Raw genomic sequence first — 14,284 nt, forward strand, 5'->3', positions numbered from 1 at the left:
TCACGTACTCGCTCGAGCGACGCGCTCGCACCCGTGTAGTCCGGTCGGCTCCTCCGCGAGCAGATCGGCGGAGCCGGGAGGCGAGACGGAGCGGATCCTCGGGCGGCACGGTCCTCAGTTGATCCCCGACGAGGTCGCGGATCTCATCGAGGAGCCGGACTCCTCCCGAGTCACCACGACGCGCCCGGCGGCGAGGCCCTGCCAGACCTGGTTCGCGATCACGGAACCGGCCTTCTCCGGATCCCCCGAAGACGCCGAGCACCACGTCGTGCTCGGCGAGCAGCCGGTTTCCCGAGCTCCATCACAGGGACGGCGTCGAGGAAACGGCACAGTGTGCGCCGCTCCGCCCTCGTCCGCGAGCCGCCGCATGTCCTGGACGCCCCCGTCGTGCTGGGCCGTCCCGACGAAGGTGAACCGCACGTCCTCGGTCTCGAAGCTCGATCAGAGCTCGGACGATCGTGGGGACCCCGTGGCGGGGCAGGTACGAGCCGTAGAAGAGCACTTCCGGAGCGGTGGCCCCTCGGAGTGAGGGCTCGCGGAGACCCAGCCGGGAGCTCCGACGGGGCAGCGACAGCGCCACCCGCCGACGTCGGCCACCGCTCCGGATCCTGGCTGCACGGACCCGCGTGGTCGACCTTTGCACAGGACGACGTCCGCCAGGACGACCTGGACCACCAGTTCGATGAGCCGGTAGATCCACGCGCGCAGGGACCTCGGCGAGCGCGCACCCCAGTCCAGCACCGTCGCGTCTCGTAATCTGAAGACGAAGCAGCTCGACGACCAGGACCGCGCGACGCGCTCTTCGCGACCGCCCAGGCGAACGGGACGAAGTGCTGGCAGGGAGGAACTCGGAGACGACGATGACGTCGGCGCCCCTCGAATCGATGATCAGCGGATCGCAGGTCGACGAGTGCTCGGCGGACGAGCGAGGTCGCCCGCGAGCGATCGTGCACTGCGACGCGGTGGCCCGCGGAGCGCAGGACGACCTGATCCTCCGCGAGTTGCGCGGGTAGGAACGGTCGTCGACGCGGTACTGCAGTATCGAGAGCGGCTTCACTGTCTCTCCTCAGGGGCCGGGTGTTCGTCTCCGGGGACACGGCTCTTGCTCCGCGCGCGCATCCGCACGAGTCGCCGTCGCAGGACGACCACCTGTACGAGGAGGACGGCGGCTGCGGCCGACGCCTCCCTCGATGACAAGGCGCCGAGAGCCTCGTGCGAGGCCGCGAGGAGCGGCACGAGCGGCAGTCCGAGCGCGGCGCCCCGCCAGCGCGCTCCAGGTGATCCCCGAGACCCGCCGCACCGGCGACGAGTGCGAGGCCCCCGGTTGCTCGCGACACGCCGGACGAGGAGGATCAGCGCTCCGCCGACGGTCGTCTCGCGGTGGTGGCCAACCCGACGACCCCGGAGAACAGCACCCTCGGCGAGAGCCGGGCCCGCGAGCGCGAAGAGCAGAGCCCGCGACCGCACCGATACCGGCATTGATCGCGGATCGCCCGAAGAGACCGCGTACGCCCGGATGTCGCGGGTGGCACCACCGCCGACCCAGCCCTGCATCGCGCTGGGGAAGCGCCTGCAGACCGGTCAGGAGCATGCGCGCAGCGACCTTTCCAGCGCTCCGAAGACCGCGACGGTGCCGGCGGGTGCGACGGCGCTGACGAGGGCGACCGGCAAGGCGATGTAGACCGCGCTCAGCGCTCGCGCACTGAGCGCGCTGAACTGAGCTCGTGTCGCGCGGAGCACGTGCCTCCAGCCGAAGGAGCGCAGGTCCCTCCACCGTGTGCCGACGACCTCATGCCGAGCAGTGGCAGCAGACGGCGGAAGCACGGAGGCGGCGACGTACAGCCAGAACGGCCCGCCGAGCGCCATGCCGACCGCCGAAGCGAGCAGGAGCGAGAGGCGGGAGGGACTCCACGAGGAGGACCAGCGACGGACGACCCATCCCGATGAAGACCCAGACGGTGTTGAGGCTCCCGAACGCACCGGAGACCGCGATCAGGGCGGCTCGACCCCTGTGCCCCGGCTCGACCAGCGCGACGGCCGCGACGACGAGGAGGAGGGATGTCGGCAGGAGGACGAGCGCTTTGGTCAGCGTCGAGAGCGCGACCGTGCGGGCCCGGTTCCGCGGCTTCTGACGGGAGACGCGCTGGGCCCGTTGACGCCCCAGCCGAGCTCGACCAGCACCGCCCCGGCCGAGCCCAGCCGATTGAGCAACCACGAGCGCCGCGAACGTCTCCTGTCCGAAGCGGCCCGTCACGATCGGCAGCACGAGGAGCGGGGCGACAGCGCCGAGCAGCGGCAGCAGGACGAAGCCCAGCACCCGACGCGCTGTCGCACGGCCGACCGGCCGACGGCGACGGGCCGACGCGGTGCTCACGTCCTGTCGCCCGGGGAGGAGGGACTGCGGTGGTGCCGACGGACGATCCGGAAGCGCGCCAGAGCGATCAGGCTCGGAGCGAGGAGGATCGCGTCCGTCGCATAGCGCCGGCCGAGCCGCCGAGGCTCGGATACCAGCCGGTGCAGCCATTCCAGACCGAGCTTCTGCAGGATCATCGGCGCACGGACCGCCGTGCCCGCCGCGAGGAAATCGACAGCGGCTCTGACCCCGAGGGAGACGGCCCCGCCCGCCTGCGCGCAGAAGTGCCGCTCTGGACCTCCTCCTGCTTCGGTGAGCCGAGGCAGAGTGCGAGGATCTGGACGCCCTCTGCGCGGGAGGCGGGCTGCGAGGGCTGCCAGATAGGCCGGATCGTCGAGGTCGCTGCTGCTCGGGCCCTCCGCCAACCTGATGACGACCCCGGGGAACCGCTGACGCAGAGACCAGCGGCTCGCGCCGCTACCCCTCCCTCCCGCCGATGATCGCGAGGGCCAGGCCCTCGACGGCAGCTCGTCGGCAGACCTCCGTGAACAGGTCGATACCGGTGACGCGGGTGGCATCGGAGTGGCCGTAGCCTCGCGCGAGCCACACGAGGAGCGCCGTCGAGGACCACCAGCGCCGCGCGTCCGTAGTGCCGCCGGAAAGCCTCCGAGTGCTTCCACCGCACGAAGTGATCGGTGTTGGGCGTGACGACGAGCTCGTCCCGGCCGCCGCTCGCCAGCTCGAGGACGGCGTCGGCGGCCTGATCGAGTGGACGTGATGCTGGCGGGCATCCACTCGGAGACGGCCGGTGATGTAGAGGTCATCGGTGCGTTCCTCTGCGATCGCGAGTACTCACGGGAGCGGCGGGCGACGGCCGGGCGGATCATCCGTCACCGCCGCTTCGGCTCGACACGCGGCGAGCGGTGTCGTGGATGCGGAAGAGCGCTCGACTGAGCGCGGCGAAGAGCACGGGTGCGGCTTGAGCACGAGCGCGAGGAGCAGGAGTCTGGGCCGACGGGCGGAGCGGAGGAGATGGACGTCCTGCAACGCCGCTGAGCCGAGGGCGACGCCACGGCGGACGAGCTCCGCATCGAGTTCTGGCGGATGGGAGTCAGCGCGACGGGGATCGCGTAGAACCAGGTCGTGAACCAGTCGCTCAGCCGAGCCGGCACCTCGTCGAAGACCCCTCGAGCGCGGCATCCATCTCGTGAGCGCACGTGAGCAGATTCCCGAGGTCCGGGTTCCGGCGGCGGGTGATGGACGAGGCGGTGTAGAGGTGGAGTAGAGACCTCGGGGATGAAGAGGACCCGCTGCGCCTCCTGCACGGCCCGCAGGACACCCACGAAGTCGGACTGCGACGACAGCAGCGGGAACTGCTCGCTCGTGGAGGATGCTCCGGCGGAACAGCTTGCTCCAGAGGAAGCCGTGCATCCTCCCGAGCGCCATCCGCTCGAGTGCGGTCTCGACGAGACGAGCTCTCGGCGCGCGAGACCGTCGATCACCCGTCCCGACCGGTCCGCTCCGATCCTGTAGAGCGCACGGCAGACGACGATGTCCGCCGACGCCCGCAAGGCCTCCTCGCGCAGGGTCCGCAGGATGCGCGGTTCCACTCGTCGTCGACGTCGACGAACCAGACGAAATCGGTCGTGCTCTCGGAGGAGAGCCCGGTTCCGAGCAGCCGCGACGCCTCCGTTGGACTCGAGGCGGATGAGCGTCGCTCCGCCCGACCGTCGACCCACTCCCTCAGCAGACGGTGGGTGCCGTCCGTCGATCCGTCGTCCACGAGCACGACCCGGTCGCCGATCCCGAGCGTCTCGCCGAGTCGGACGAGGAAGGAGGGCAGGCTCTGCTGGGCGTTGTGGCACGGAGCGATGACGGTGACGCCTCCGAGCGCTGTCATCGTCGCCGTCCGATCAGCCGGTACGCGGTGAGGATCGGAGCGAAGACGACGTCCTGGGATGCACTGTCCTCGACCCAGCGCTCGGCTCGGGCGGCGGAATCCAGGAGGGCTTCCGGATCGGCGAGGACCTCGTCGAGCAGATCGCCGATCTCGAACCCGATGCGTCCGGCGAGAACGTCACTCCACGCCCGTCCCCGAGGAGGGCGGGCACTCCGCCACCGCTGTCGCGACGACCGGACGTCCACGAGCCATGGCCTCGAGGAGCACGAGCGGGGTCCCCTCCCACTTCGACGTCGACAGGAGGAGGTGCGCGCGGTCGAGCTCGCCGACGATGTCCGCGCTCGCTCCCGCGAGTTCGACGATGCCGGCCGCCCGCACGCGTTCCCCTGAGGCGCTCCTCGAGCGGACCGTCGCCCACCCACCGCCCGACGACGCGTCGACGGGCGGCCAGGTGCTCGACAGCACTGATGAACCGTTCGGGTCCTTCTGCTCCGTCAGCCGCCCGATCCCGAGGACGTGCAGCGGCTCGGCAGCGAAGTCGGCAGCCGCCGAGCTCTCGGTCGACAGGTGGGCAGGAGCATTCCCGTGGCGACGACTCGTGATGCCGGACGGTGGAAGTCGGTCACCACCATGGTGCGGATCGAATCGGAGACAGCGAAGACGCGGCGGGAGCGAGTACGAGAGGAATCGGTGGTCCCGCGTCGGAAGGTCGGTGTGCGCGTGCTCGACGACCGGAACGCGCCTGACCGTGCCGACGAGGTGGGCGAGGAGCGCCTGCCGCCGCTGGTGCGCGTGCAGAAGATCCGGCGAGAAGGCTCGGACTGCTGCATCGAGGGAGAGGAGTTCCCTGACGAACGAGGAGCGGTGCTGCGGCACGACGAAGGTCGGGGCTGTCAGACCGGCGGCGAGCGGGCCGTCCGCTCCCCAGAATCCGGGTCGGCAGTCGTGCTTGCTGCTCCACAGTCCCAGAGAGAGCGCGACGCGCTGCGCTCCGCCGTTCTCGAACGTGTCGAGGACGTGGAGGATGCGCAACGGTCGGCCGCCGCGGGGCGTCACCGTCCTCCTCCTGTCGACCGAGGCGCGGCCGTCGGGAAGTACCGGGCCAGGTCGGCCACGAAGTTCTCGACGTCCTCCTCGATGAGGTGCGGGTCGATTCCGAAGACGCCCGAGAGGTCGCGGACGATGGCAGCACTCGACTCCCCGTGCACGAGGGCCCGGCGCCAGATCTCGTAGCCGCTGCTGGAGAGCACGACCGGAGCCTCGTCGGGACGTCCGAGATCGAGCACGTAGACGTCGTCACCATCGGATTCCACGACGAAACCCGCCGACGGCGCCTGACCGGCGTTCGACCGAGGCGACCGCGGGTCGTCGACGGCCGCCGCCGGGGCTGCGACGGCTGTCTCGCCGAGGTGCTCCGCGGGCGGGATCACGGTTCGGTCTCCGCTCCGCTCGTCGGCCCGTCCGAGCCGGGCGACCTCGCGCAGATCGGCGACCGCGGAGGGCAGGCGCCGGAGGCCTCGGAGGGAGCGCTCGGCTCTGATGCGCAGACGGACGATCGATCGGGGGCGCTCGACGAGGGCAGGGTGGCTGGCTTCCAGGTCAGCGCGAGTAGGGAAGACCGCGCGTGCGATCAGCAGGCCCTTCAACCGCCACGGAGCGATCGCGATCGCATGCAGCCAGTTGAAGGTGTGGCGGTCCGACCGACGGCGCACCTCCCAGAGGGACTGGACCTGTCCGATGTGCGGGTCGGCGTCCGCCGGCACTCCCCATTCCTCGAGCAGCACCGCCAGGGGGCCCTGGGCGCCGAGCTCGACGGAGGCGTCCCGCACCGCCTCTCGATCCGCCGCGGACCAGCCGCCCACGAGGACCGCGAGCCGCTCGACGGCGGCGCGCGAGTCCGCCGAGCGGCCGCTGCGCAGGTGGTGGAGCGCATGGACGACGACGTGATGGGCCCGGTCGGGAACCGGAACCGCCGACTCCTCGTACGGCATGAGGACTCTGGACGCCCAGATGGACTCGAAGACGGCGCTCTCCGCGGACAGCGCACCGGGGAAGGATCGGTGCACGTCGATGTCGCAGTGGCCACCAGGGGTGAACGAGAGTCACCGAGTGGTCGATGAAGAGCGTCCAGCTCAGAGCTTCGGGACGACGAGCCCACCCTGCTGCGCGGAGAGCGGCGAGCGCGGACTCGAATCGCCTCGGGTCGACCCAGAGATCGACGTCGGCCGAGCTGCGCGGCGCGCGGATGCCCTGCCACGCGAGCGCCTCGCCTTTCACGATGAGCCCCCTGACTCCGGCCGATGCCGTCAGATGCAGTGCGAGGACTGCGGCGAGCCGGAGCGCCGCGCGCTGCGGCAGAACATGGTTGCCGGGTCGGTCGTCACGCATGGACGATCTCCAGGGCTGCGGTGAGGACCTCGTCGGCGTGGTCAGCCCACGTGCGCTCCGCAGCGATCTCCCGCGCACGCCGGGACAGCAGACTCCACTCGGCCGCCACCCGCGAGCGCGGCCGAGCAGTCGTCCGCTGTCGCGTCCGCCTCCACGACGACACCGGCGCCGTCTTCGCAGAAGGCCGCCAGTCCGGTCTCGCGCGTCACGATGATCGGCAGGCCGGCGGCCATCGCCTCCATCCCGGCGCGCTGCTGCCCCTCCTCCCCGCTGAGGAGGACCATCGCGTGCGAGCGGCGGAAGATCGGCCACGCCGCTGGGACTCTGCCGTCCCACCGACCGCAGCTTCGCGTCGAGGGAGTCGAGCGATCGTCTCCTCTCCGCGACGAGAGTGATGTAGTCGACGCTCCTCCAGCCTCGCCAGACGGTCGACCCGATCGATCCCCGTCCGCCACTCCGGCTCGCCCAGCGTCACGAGGCCGGAGGGGTCCGTCCGGACGTTCGGGGAGGTCGACGGACACAGGAGGGAACCCGTAGCCGCTCACGACGACCGGGACCGAGCCCCAGGCGGGGTCGGCCGCGATCGCCCGGGTCGGAACCGTCACCGGGAAACGGGCGTACCCTGCTGCCCCCGCCGAACGGCGGACGCAGAGGGGCGCCAGGAGCCGCGAGGCGAGTCGGCCAGCAGCCGGGCCTGCGTGCGCACATGGGGGCCGCTCCTGACGAGGACGGTCGCCCCTCGGGAGCCGGGTGCGTGGTCCGAGCTCGTGAGCCGCTCCGGCCCAGACGACGAGGACGTCGGCGTCCGCACCGGCGATGACGCGGGCCGCGAGGCGACTGAAGAGAGCGAGCCGCGCCGTCTGGAATGCACCGTGGGAAGAGGTCCACCCTGCTGTCCCCACGTGGACCGGCCGGACGTCCGCTCCCGGAAGGCCTCCGGCTCCGACGTCACGACGACCACCCGGTGGCCCTGCTCGCTCCACGCACGCTCGAGTTCCGGCGCGTGCCACGAGCCGGGCACGACCAGGAGGATCGTCAGGGCCGGCCTCGCCGTCGTCGCGGTCACGCCGCGACCGCCGAGCGGATCCGGGCGAGCCTGGAGCCGAGGTACTGCCGCTCGAGCGGCCGCAGGACGCGGACCGCGGCCTCGACAGCGTCGAGCTGCTCGGTGACGTGCTCGGGGGCCCCTCCCCTCGGGAAGCCGGCGCGACGCCAGGCGAACCAGGACGGGACGAACCTCGAGCGTCTCCGCGCCGAGCCGGCCGAACGCCTCCTCGACGAGCGAAGTGTCGCTCTTCGAGCGGTTCCAGGTCGGGTCGACCGTGATCTGCCCCGAATGGCGGAGGTAGAGCACCGTGGGGACCGCGTCGCGGATCAGACGGTGCCCGGCGGTGCACGCCCGGAGGTAGAGGTCGAAGTCCTCCGCCGCGACCGCCCGGTACCCTCCGAGGCCCCTGACCACGTCCGTCCGCGCGGTCATCGTCGGATGCATGAAGGGGTTCTCGAGGAGAAGAGCGAGGGGCACCGCGGCCGTCGAGAGCGCGGGGAAGAGCTGCGGCCGCAGGATCGGGAGGGGCGGCTTGCGCACCACGACAGGAGAGAAGACCGCATCCACGCCGGTCGCGAGGAGGCCCAGCTGACGTCGGAACCTCCAGGGGAATGCGCGATCGTCCGCATCGAGAACGGCGAAGACCGGGGTCCGCACCTCGTCGAGCAGGGCGTTGCGGGAGCCCGGGATGCCCAGCGGGGAGCTGTCGTCGAGGAGCCGCACGCGAGGATCGCCCGCTCGTCGGACGATGTCACCCGTCCGGTCCGAGCTCCCGTCGTCGCGGACGAGGATCCTCCCGCTCGATCCGAGCGCACGGAGCAGGCTCCGGATCGATCCCCCGATGGTCGCTTCCGCGTTCCGGGCGGTCATGCAGACGGTCACAGCATCCACGCGGCCAACGCCTCCTCCTGACTGCGCTCAGGGCGGAGAGCGCAGACGAGGGGACGCTAGGGCCGAGCGTCCCGCAGTCGAATTCCTGGCGTGAATCGCGACGCGGAAAGAAGCAGCAGGAGTTGCCGACGGAACGACCGGGCGCGGAGGTCCGTCCCGCCCCGCGACGCCGAGGACGACAGAAGGTGCCGAATCGGCTCACGAGCATCGGGAAACGCGTCGTGCGTGCGATTCTTCGCGACGGACAGGGTGCAGATCCCCTCGGAAGGCGTGGCATGCGAATCCTCCACCTCAACGACACGCTGACGAACTCGGCGAACGGCATCAACAACGTCGTCGTCGATCTCGCGATCCGACAGGCGCAGCAGGGGCACACGGTCCACATCGCCTCTGCGGGCGGTGACTTCACCCCGTCTCGTCGAGGCGTACGGGGTGGAGACCTCCGTACTGGACTTCCGGCGCCGGTCTCCTCGTGCCGTCCCCCTCCTGATGCTGCGGTTGCGCACGCTCCTGCGGGCGTTCCGAGCGGACGTCGTCCACTCGCACACCCTCACTCCCGCCCTCCTCGCTGCGCTCGCAGCCCCGCTGACGCCCCGCGTCGCCACCGTGCACAACGAGTTCCAGCGCGGGGTGGGCGTGATGGGGCTCTCCCACGTCGTCGTATGCGTGAGCCGAGCGAACGAGCGGGACTTCGGACGTCGGCTGCTCTGCTGGGGTCGCACCACGACCATCCAGAACGCGCCGCTCGATCCCCCTGCCGGGAGGGAGCGGTCGCCCCTGCACCGCTCGAGGGGACCGCCGTCATCGCGGTCGGATCGATCACGCGCCGCAAGGGATCGGATCTCCTGGTCGAGGCGTTCGGGCGAGTGGCCTGCACCCGACCAGACGCGCACCTCTACTTCGTCGGCAACCTCGACGAACCCGACGTACTCGCTCCTACGCGCGGCCAGGAGTGGGGAAGACCGCATCCACCTGACGGGCTCGGTTCCCGATCCTCGCGGCCTACATGCTCGGCGCATCGATCGCCGTCGCCGCCTCTCGGCGCGAGCCGTTCGGGCTCGTCGTCATCGAGGAGCGCGAAGCGGGACTCGCCTGCGTCGTGAGCTCGGCCGACGGCCTGCCCGAGGTCGCAGGCTTCGGCGCCGCCGCTCGATCTTCCTCGGGCGACGTCGACCTGGTTGGCCGCCGAGCTCGCGCTGCTCCTCGACGACGAGGAGGTCCGAGAGGAGTACGCCGCTCGCGCAGTTCTCGACCTCGATCATTACGACGTCTCACGGATGACCCGTGAGTACCTCGATGTCTACGAGGCGCTCGTCGAGCGCCGCTTCCCGCGGCGACGTCCGCGGGAGAGCACATCGAAGCGCGCCTAGGGGAGAAGGTCCTCGGAGTCGCACAGAGCAAGTCGATCCTTCCTCACCCGGCCGGGCCCTCACAGGGGGCCACGCTGCGCCGAAGTCGGGCTCGAAGCACCCTCCTGGGCAACTTTCCGAAACCTGCCCGGGGTACCTTGGATGGGTGATTCAGCTCCTTCCCTCGACCCGGCGTGCTCCTCGCTCCGCCGACGCGGCAGCTCGCCTCGCGTCCTCCCGTCGTCGTTCCGCCGCCCGCCGAGGGCGGCTCGATGAAGGGGATCGTTCTGGCGGGTGGGTCGGGGTCGCGGTTGTGGCCGATCACGAAGGGCATCTCGAAGCAGTTGATGCCGATCTACGACAAGCCGATGATCTACTACCCGTTGTCGACGTTGATGATGGCCGGGATCGATGAGGTCCTGGTGATCACGACGCCGGAGTACAACGATCAGTTCCGGGCGCTGCTGGTGACGGGTCGAGTCTGGGGATGTCGATCCTGTATGCGGTGCAGGAGTCGCCGGACGGGTTGGCGCAGGCGTTCCTGACCGGTGAGGACTTCATCGGCGACGACTCGGTCGCGCTGGTGCTGGGGGACAACATCTTCCACGGGACGGCGCTGGGGACGGCGTTGGCGGCGAACACTTGGTCATCGAGGTGCGGTGATCTTCGCGTACCAGGTCGCGGATCCTCGTGCGTACGGGGTGGTGGAGTTCGATGACGAGTTCCGTGCTCTGTCGATCGAGGAGAAGCCGCAGTCGCCCAAGAGCAACTACGCGGTCCCGGGTCTGTACTTCTACGACAACGACGTCGTCGACGATCGCGAAGCACGATCGAGCCGTCGGCATCGGGGGGAGCTGGGAGACCCTCGACGATCAACGAGCGCTACCTCGAGTCGGGCCGGTTGAACGTGCAGGTCCTGGATCGTGGGACGGCGTGGCTGGACACGGGGACGTTCGATTCGATGATCGAGGGCGACCAGAGTTCGTGCGGGTCATCGAGCAGCGTCAAGGGTTCAAGATCGGCCGCATCGAGGAGATCGCCGGCGGAATCTCCTGGATCGACGACGCCCAGCCTTCGCCGACCTCGCCGCCCCCTGGTCAAGAGCGGCTACGGCGGCTCGGCTCTCAAACGGCTGCTCCAACTCGAATCCGCGTCCCTGCCAGTGAACACCGAGCAGCGGACCGCGCCTCGCGCTAGCGTCGATCCCGAGCGAATCCGCCTCCTCCTCCTCCTCTCTTCTCCACTACGTGCAGGATGCGCTCGTGCGAATCCTCGTCACCGGCGGCGCCGGCTTCATCCGGCAACCGCCGTCCACCTCACCCTGAGCGAGCGTCCGGACGTCCAGATCACGGTGCTCGACAAGCTCACCTACGCCGGCAACCGCGATCCCTGCTCCGGTCGCCGACCGCATCACCCTCGTCGAGGAGTACGATCATCGACGCCGAGCCCGTCGACCGCCTCGTCGCCGACTCGGACCTGGTCGTGCACTTCGCCGCCGAGTCGCACAACGACAACTCGCTGAACGATCCAAGCCCGTTCCTCGAGACGAACATCATCGGCACATACACGCTGCTGCAGGCAGTGCGGAAGCACGACGTCCGCTACCACCACATCCCGGACTGGACGAGGCCCACGGCGACCTGGAGCTCGACGACCCGGCGAAGTTCACCGAGCAGTACGCCCTACAACCCCTCGAGCCCCTACTCCTCGACCAAGGCCGGCAGCGACCTGCTCGTGCGCGCCTGGGTCCGCTCCTCCGGCGTCAAGGCCACGATCTCGAACTGCTCCAACAACTACGGGCCCCACCGCATCGTCGAGAAGTTCATCCCCCGCCAGATCACCAACGTGATCGACGGCATCCGCCCGAAGCTCTACGGCGCCGGCGAGAACGTGCGCGACTGGATCCACGTCGACGACCACAACAGCGGCGTCTCGGGCGATCATCGAGCGCGGCGAGATCGGCGGCGGCACTTCCTCATCGGCGCCGACGGCGAGAAGAACAACCCCGAGGTCGCCAAGCTCATCCTCGACGAGTTCGGCCCCGCCGAGACGCGCCTTCGACCACGTCACCGACCCTGTCCCGGCCACGACCTGCGCTACGCGATCGACTCCACGCGCCTGCGCACCGAGCTCGGCTGGCAGCCGCGTTACACCGACTTCGAATCCGGACTCTCGCGGCGACCGCCGAAGTGGTACCGGGAGCACGAAGCGTGGTGGCGTCCGCAGAAGGCGGCGACCGAGGCGAAGTACGCGGCTCAGACCGACTCCTGATCGGAATGCGTCAGTGAGGCTCGCTGGATTTGATGAACCAGCTGCATTTCAAGCAACCGCATCACAAAATCAGATGCGGCCTCCAGCGCAGTCGCACGGTTCGACACTCGAAGCCCAAAATCAGGCCCGAGAGGCTGCGACCTCCTCCTCCTCGAGCAAACCGATCCGAGTCGGTCCCAGGCGACGAGCGACGGGCCCTCAAGAACGACAGGAACGAAACGTCGCGGACCGCTCAGAGAGCAGGACGTACGCCGCATCACCTATTCGAGATTGAGCAACAGCATCAGCCTGTACGAACACGACTTCATCTCTTCACCGGCAGCACAAAGGTAGCGAAAGGAAGCGAAGTTGAGCAAGCTTTTACCACTGAGCGTTGCTACTCAGCTCGCGCATGCTCTCCTCTGCGCGTCTCTCGCGGATGAGAATGGCGTACGAGCACTTCCCGATCAAAGGCCCGTGGTAGCTATTGAGTACGGCCTCCGCAATTTACCTGCTGGCCGACATCCTCGTCGATCCGTGTCGACGCGTCCTCGTGGACAAACTCATCGAGCACCGGTTGGCGGAAGCGACCGGCCGAGGAGCGCACACGGTGCTCGAGAACCACCGCCAGCGACGCTCATTACCGGGCGATTGGCCCGGGTGATCTGTGATTATCCATAAAGGCTTCGGCTTTTTTTGTCCGCGTCGCATCGGTCGCTGAACTCCTCTGAAAGACCGCACAACTGATCAACATCGCAAACCGCGATTGCCTCGCCCCCTCAAGAAGGGAGTTGGACGATCTCCGCAATTCGAACCACATTTCTGGGATTTGTGGAAACGTGATGCGCCCGATATTAGCACTTTCTTCGTTGAATACGCGCGCCGTAATTTCACGGCCGAGGAATTAGCGAGCATCGCAAGCGAAGCGCAGATCACCGGAACCATGGAGACGATGCGCTCAATCTTTTACGAGTTAGACATATATCAGCCTTCCGCATACTCAAGGTCTCCGGGCTCGTAAGCTGGGAAATCCGCCGAGAGCTGGGTGCCAAGTCCCGCTGTGCCGATTTTGACCGCCGCTCTCAGTCGTGACTATAAAACAATTTCTTTAAGATGATCTGGGGCTTGATCCAGGGGCACCTGAATCCAGGCAAGCTCCGCTTGATTCCGAGCGCATCATTCGCACCATCCCGCAGCTTGGCGGATGGGTACGTTCGAGCAATACTGCAGTCCGAAACCTTCCAACGCTACCGGCTTGCTCAAATTCGCGTACCGCAGCCGCGCAGTTTGACGCCCGCAGCCAGGGGATAACAAGGGTCAAGACGCGCATGCTTCGTCTCCCAATCGCTCAGCGGCAGGAAGCTCGGACCTGATGAGATTGTCGGACGCGAGAGTTCGCTACAACGAAAGAGTATTCAATGCTTATAGCCGCTTGCAGCTGTTGCTTTTCTCGCCTACTTGTAACCCGCCGCGGCGTCGGACTGCGTGGTTATGTTTGGGCGTCGCGCTCCTGGTTCTATCCGTTGGGTCAAGCACCCCAGCGCCGGATTCCGTCCGATACGCTTCAATCAAGTATAGCTGCGGTCAGTGTTGCTCACGGTGGTCCTTCGGAGACCGGACTCAGACGCGCAAGATCTCCCGTGGGCCTCCTGCTCTGGTTCGCTCTGGTCGATCGGCGTGTCCCTATTCGCCGAGCGATCGCCGCTGAGCGCCTACGTCCTTGTCGGCGTCCCACTCCTCCTTGGTTCCTTGGTCGCTTCGCGCTTGATCGCTCCCGACATCAGGCCTTCTTTTACGATGGACGGGCCTGACCCTGCTTTTGCAATTCGTGATCGGGGTCGCAGAATTAACGATTCTTCCGGAACCGATCTTGGCTACCGAAATCTCTCAACAGCGTTTCCACAGCTACAACCCCTTCCTCCCCCGGTCTCGTACGAATACAAGGGACTACCGGGCACCCAATTATCTTCTCACTCGTGATGATGACCGGTTCCTCCTTTTTCTGGCCCTGGGGTCGAGCTGAAGCGGCGCACGAAAAACGCGAAAGCGTTTCACGATAAATGCGAAAACGGTTAAACACCCGGACCTGAAACTGAACGAAGTAC

Annotated in this window: 14 protein-coding genes and 2 pseudogenes; 5 read left to right on the forward strand and 11 right to left on the reverse strand. The window is 68.2% G+C overall.

Annotated elements, in window-relative coordinates; genetic code table 11:
- Positions 1 to 114: 114 nt before the first annotated feature.
- Positions 115 to 420 (reverse strand): hypothetical protein, encoded by a 306-nt coding sequence (locus AC0CII_RS07805; protein ID WP_465229004.1) that lies wholly within the window; start codon positions 418 to 420, stop codon positions 115 to 117.
- A 464-nt stretch (positions 421 to 884) separates the two neighbouring features.
- On the opposite strand from AC0CII_RS07805, the gene AC0CII_RS07810 reads away from it, so the two are divergent.
- Entirely contained in the window at positions 885 to 1,013 is a 129-nt protein-coding gene (locus AC0CII_RS07810) for a hypothetical protein (protein ID WP_465229005.1), read from the forward strand.
- Between the two features lie 568 nt (positions 1,014 to 1,581).
- Here AC0CII_RS07810 and AC0CII_RS07815 read toward each other — a convergent pair.
- From AC0CII_RS07815 to AC0CII_RS07860, 10 genes are all read right to left on the reverse strand, one after another.
- Positions 1,582 to 1,740 carry a hypothetical protein gene (locus tag AC0CII_RS07815; protein WP_465229006.1) on the reverse strand — a complete coding sequence of 53 codons (159 nt, stop codon included), beginning with the start codon at positions 1,738 to 1,740 and terminating at the stop codon, positions 1,582 to 1,584.
- A 49-nt stretch (positions 1,741 to 1,789) separates the two neighbouring features.
- On the reverse strand, positions 1,790 to 2,374 hold the full coding sequence (locus AC0CII_RS07820; RefSeq protein WP_465229007.1) for a hypothetical protein: 585 nt from the start codon (positions 2,372 to 2,374) through the stop codon (positions 1,790 to 1,792).
- A complete protein-coding gene (locus AC0CII_RS07825) occupies positions 2,371 to 2,778 on the reverse strand; it encodes a WecB/TagA/CpsF family glycosyltransferase (RefSeq protein ID WP_465229008.1) in 408 nt (135 codons plus the stop codon). The genes AC0CII_RS07820 and AC0CII_RS07825 overlap by 4 nt, the downstream gene beginning before the upstream one ends.
- Positions 2,779 to 2,830: 52 nt before the next feature.
- Positions 2,831 to 2,962, reverse strand: coding sequence for a hypothetical protein (locus AC0CII_RS07830; RefSeq protein ID WP_465229009.1), 132 nt, complete (start codon positions 2,960 to 2,962; stop codon positions 2,831 to 2,833).
- A gap of 281 nt (positions 2,963 to 3,243) precedes the next feature.
- Positions 3,244 to 3,855 carry a hypothetical protein gene (locus tag AC0CII_RS07835; RefSeq protein WP_465229010.1) on the reverse strand — a complete coding sequence of 204 codons (612 nt, stop codon included), beginning with the start codon at positions 3,853 to 3,855 and terminating at the stop codon, positions 3,244 to 3,246.
- Positions 3,852 to 4,253 (reverse strand): glycosyltransferase family 2 protein, encoded by a 402-nt coding sequence (locus AC0CII_RS07840; RefSeq protein ID WP_465229011.1) that lies wholly within the window; start codon positions 4,251 to 4,253, stop codon positions 3,852 to 3,854. Before AC0CII_RS07840 ends, AC0CII_RS07835 begins: the two co-directional genes overlap by 4 nt.
- 177 nt (positions 4,254 to 4,430) lie before the next feature.
- Positions 4,431 to 5,309, reverse strand: a complete 879-nt coding sequence (locus AC0CII_RS07845; RefSeq protein WP_465229012.1) for a glycosyltransferase — start codon at positions 5,307 to 5,309, stop codon at positions 4,431 to 4,433.
- Positions 5,306 to 6,319: a PqqD family protein gene (locus AC0CII_RS07850; RefSeq protein ID WP_465229013.1), complete on the reverse strand. Its 1,014-nt coding sequence runs from the start codon at positions 6,317 to 6,319 to the stop codon at positions 5,306 to 5,308. Before AC0CII_RS07850 ends, AC0CII_RS07845 begins: the two co-directional genes overlap by 4 nt.
- 363 nt (positions 6,320 to 6,682) lie before the next feature.
- Positions 6,683 to 7,246 (reverse strand): glycosyltransferase family 4 protein, encoded by a 564-nt coding sequence (locus AC0CII_RS07855; RefSeq protein ID WP_465229014.1) that lies wholly within the window; start codon positions 7,244 to 7,246, stop codon positions 6,683 to 6,685.
- Complete coding sequence (locus AC0CII_RS07860; RefSeq protein WP_465229096.1) at positions 7,243 to 8,559, reverse strand: glycosyltransferase family 2 protein; 1,317 nt, start codon at positions 8,557 to 8,559, stop codon at positions 7,243 to 7,245. The genes AC0CII_RS07855 and AC0CII_RS07860 overlap by 4 nt, the downstream gene beginning before the upstream one ends.
- 453 nt (positions 8,560 to 9,012) lie before the next feature.
- Here AC0CII_RS07860 and AC0CII_RS07865 point away from each other — a divergent pair.
- From AC0CII_RS07865 to AC0CII_RS07880, 4 genes and pseudogenes are all read left to right on the forward strand, one after another.
- A pseudogene (locus AC0CII_RS07865) lies at positions 9,013 to 9,306 on the forward strand (glycosyltransferase); the annotation flags it as partial.
- 280 nt (positions 9,307 to 9,586) lie between these two features.
- Positions 9,587 to 9,868, forward strand: coding sequence for a glycosyltransferase (locus AC0CII_RS07870; RefSeq protein ID WP_465229015.1), 282 nt, complete (start codon positions 9,587 to 9,589; stop codon positions 9,866 to 9,868).
- 333 nt (positions 9,869 to 10,201) lie between these two features.
- A pseudogene (gene rfbA / locus AC0CII_RS07875) lies at positions 10,202 to 11,043 on the forward strand (glucose-1-phosphate thymidylyltransferase RfbA); the annotation flags it as partial.
- Between the two features lie 140 nt (positions 11,044 to 11,183).
- The gene (locus tag AC0CII_RS07880) at positions 11,184 to 12,200 is read left to right on the forward strand and encodes a dTDP-glucose 4,6-dehydratase (RefSeq protein WP_465229016.1); all 1,017 of its coding nucleotides are present in this window, start codon (positions 11,184 to 11,186) and stop codon (positions 12,198 to 12,200) included.
- Positions 12,201 to 14,284 lie beyond the last annotated feature (2,084 nt).

It is taken from the genome of Rathayibacter sp. AC182 (genome assembly GCF_979253875.1).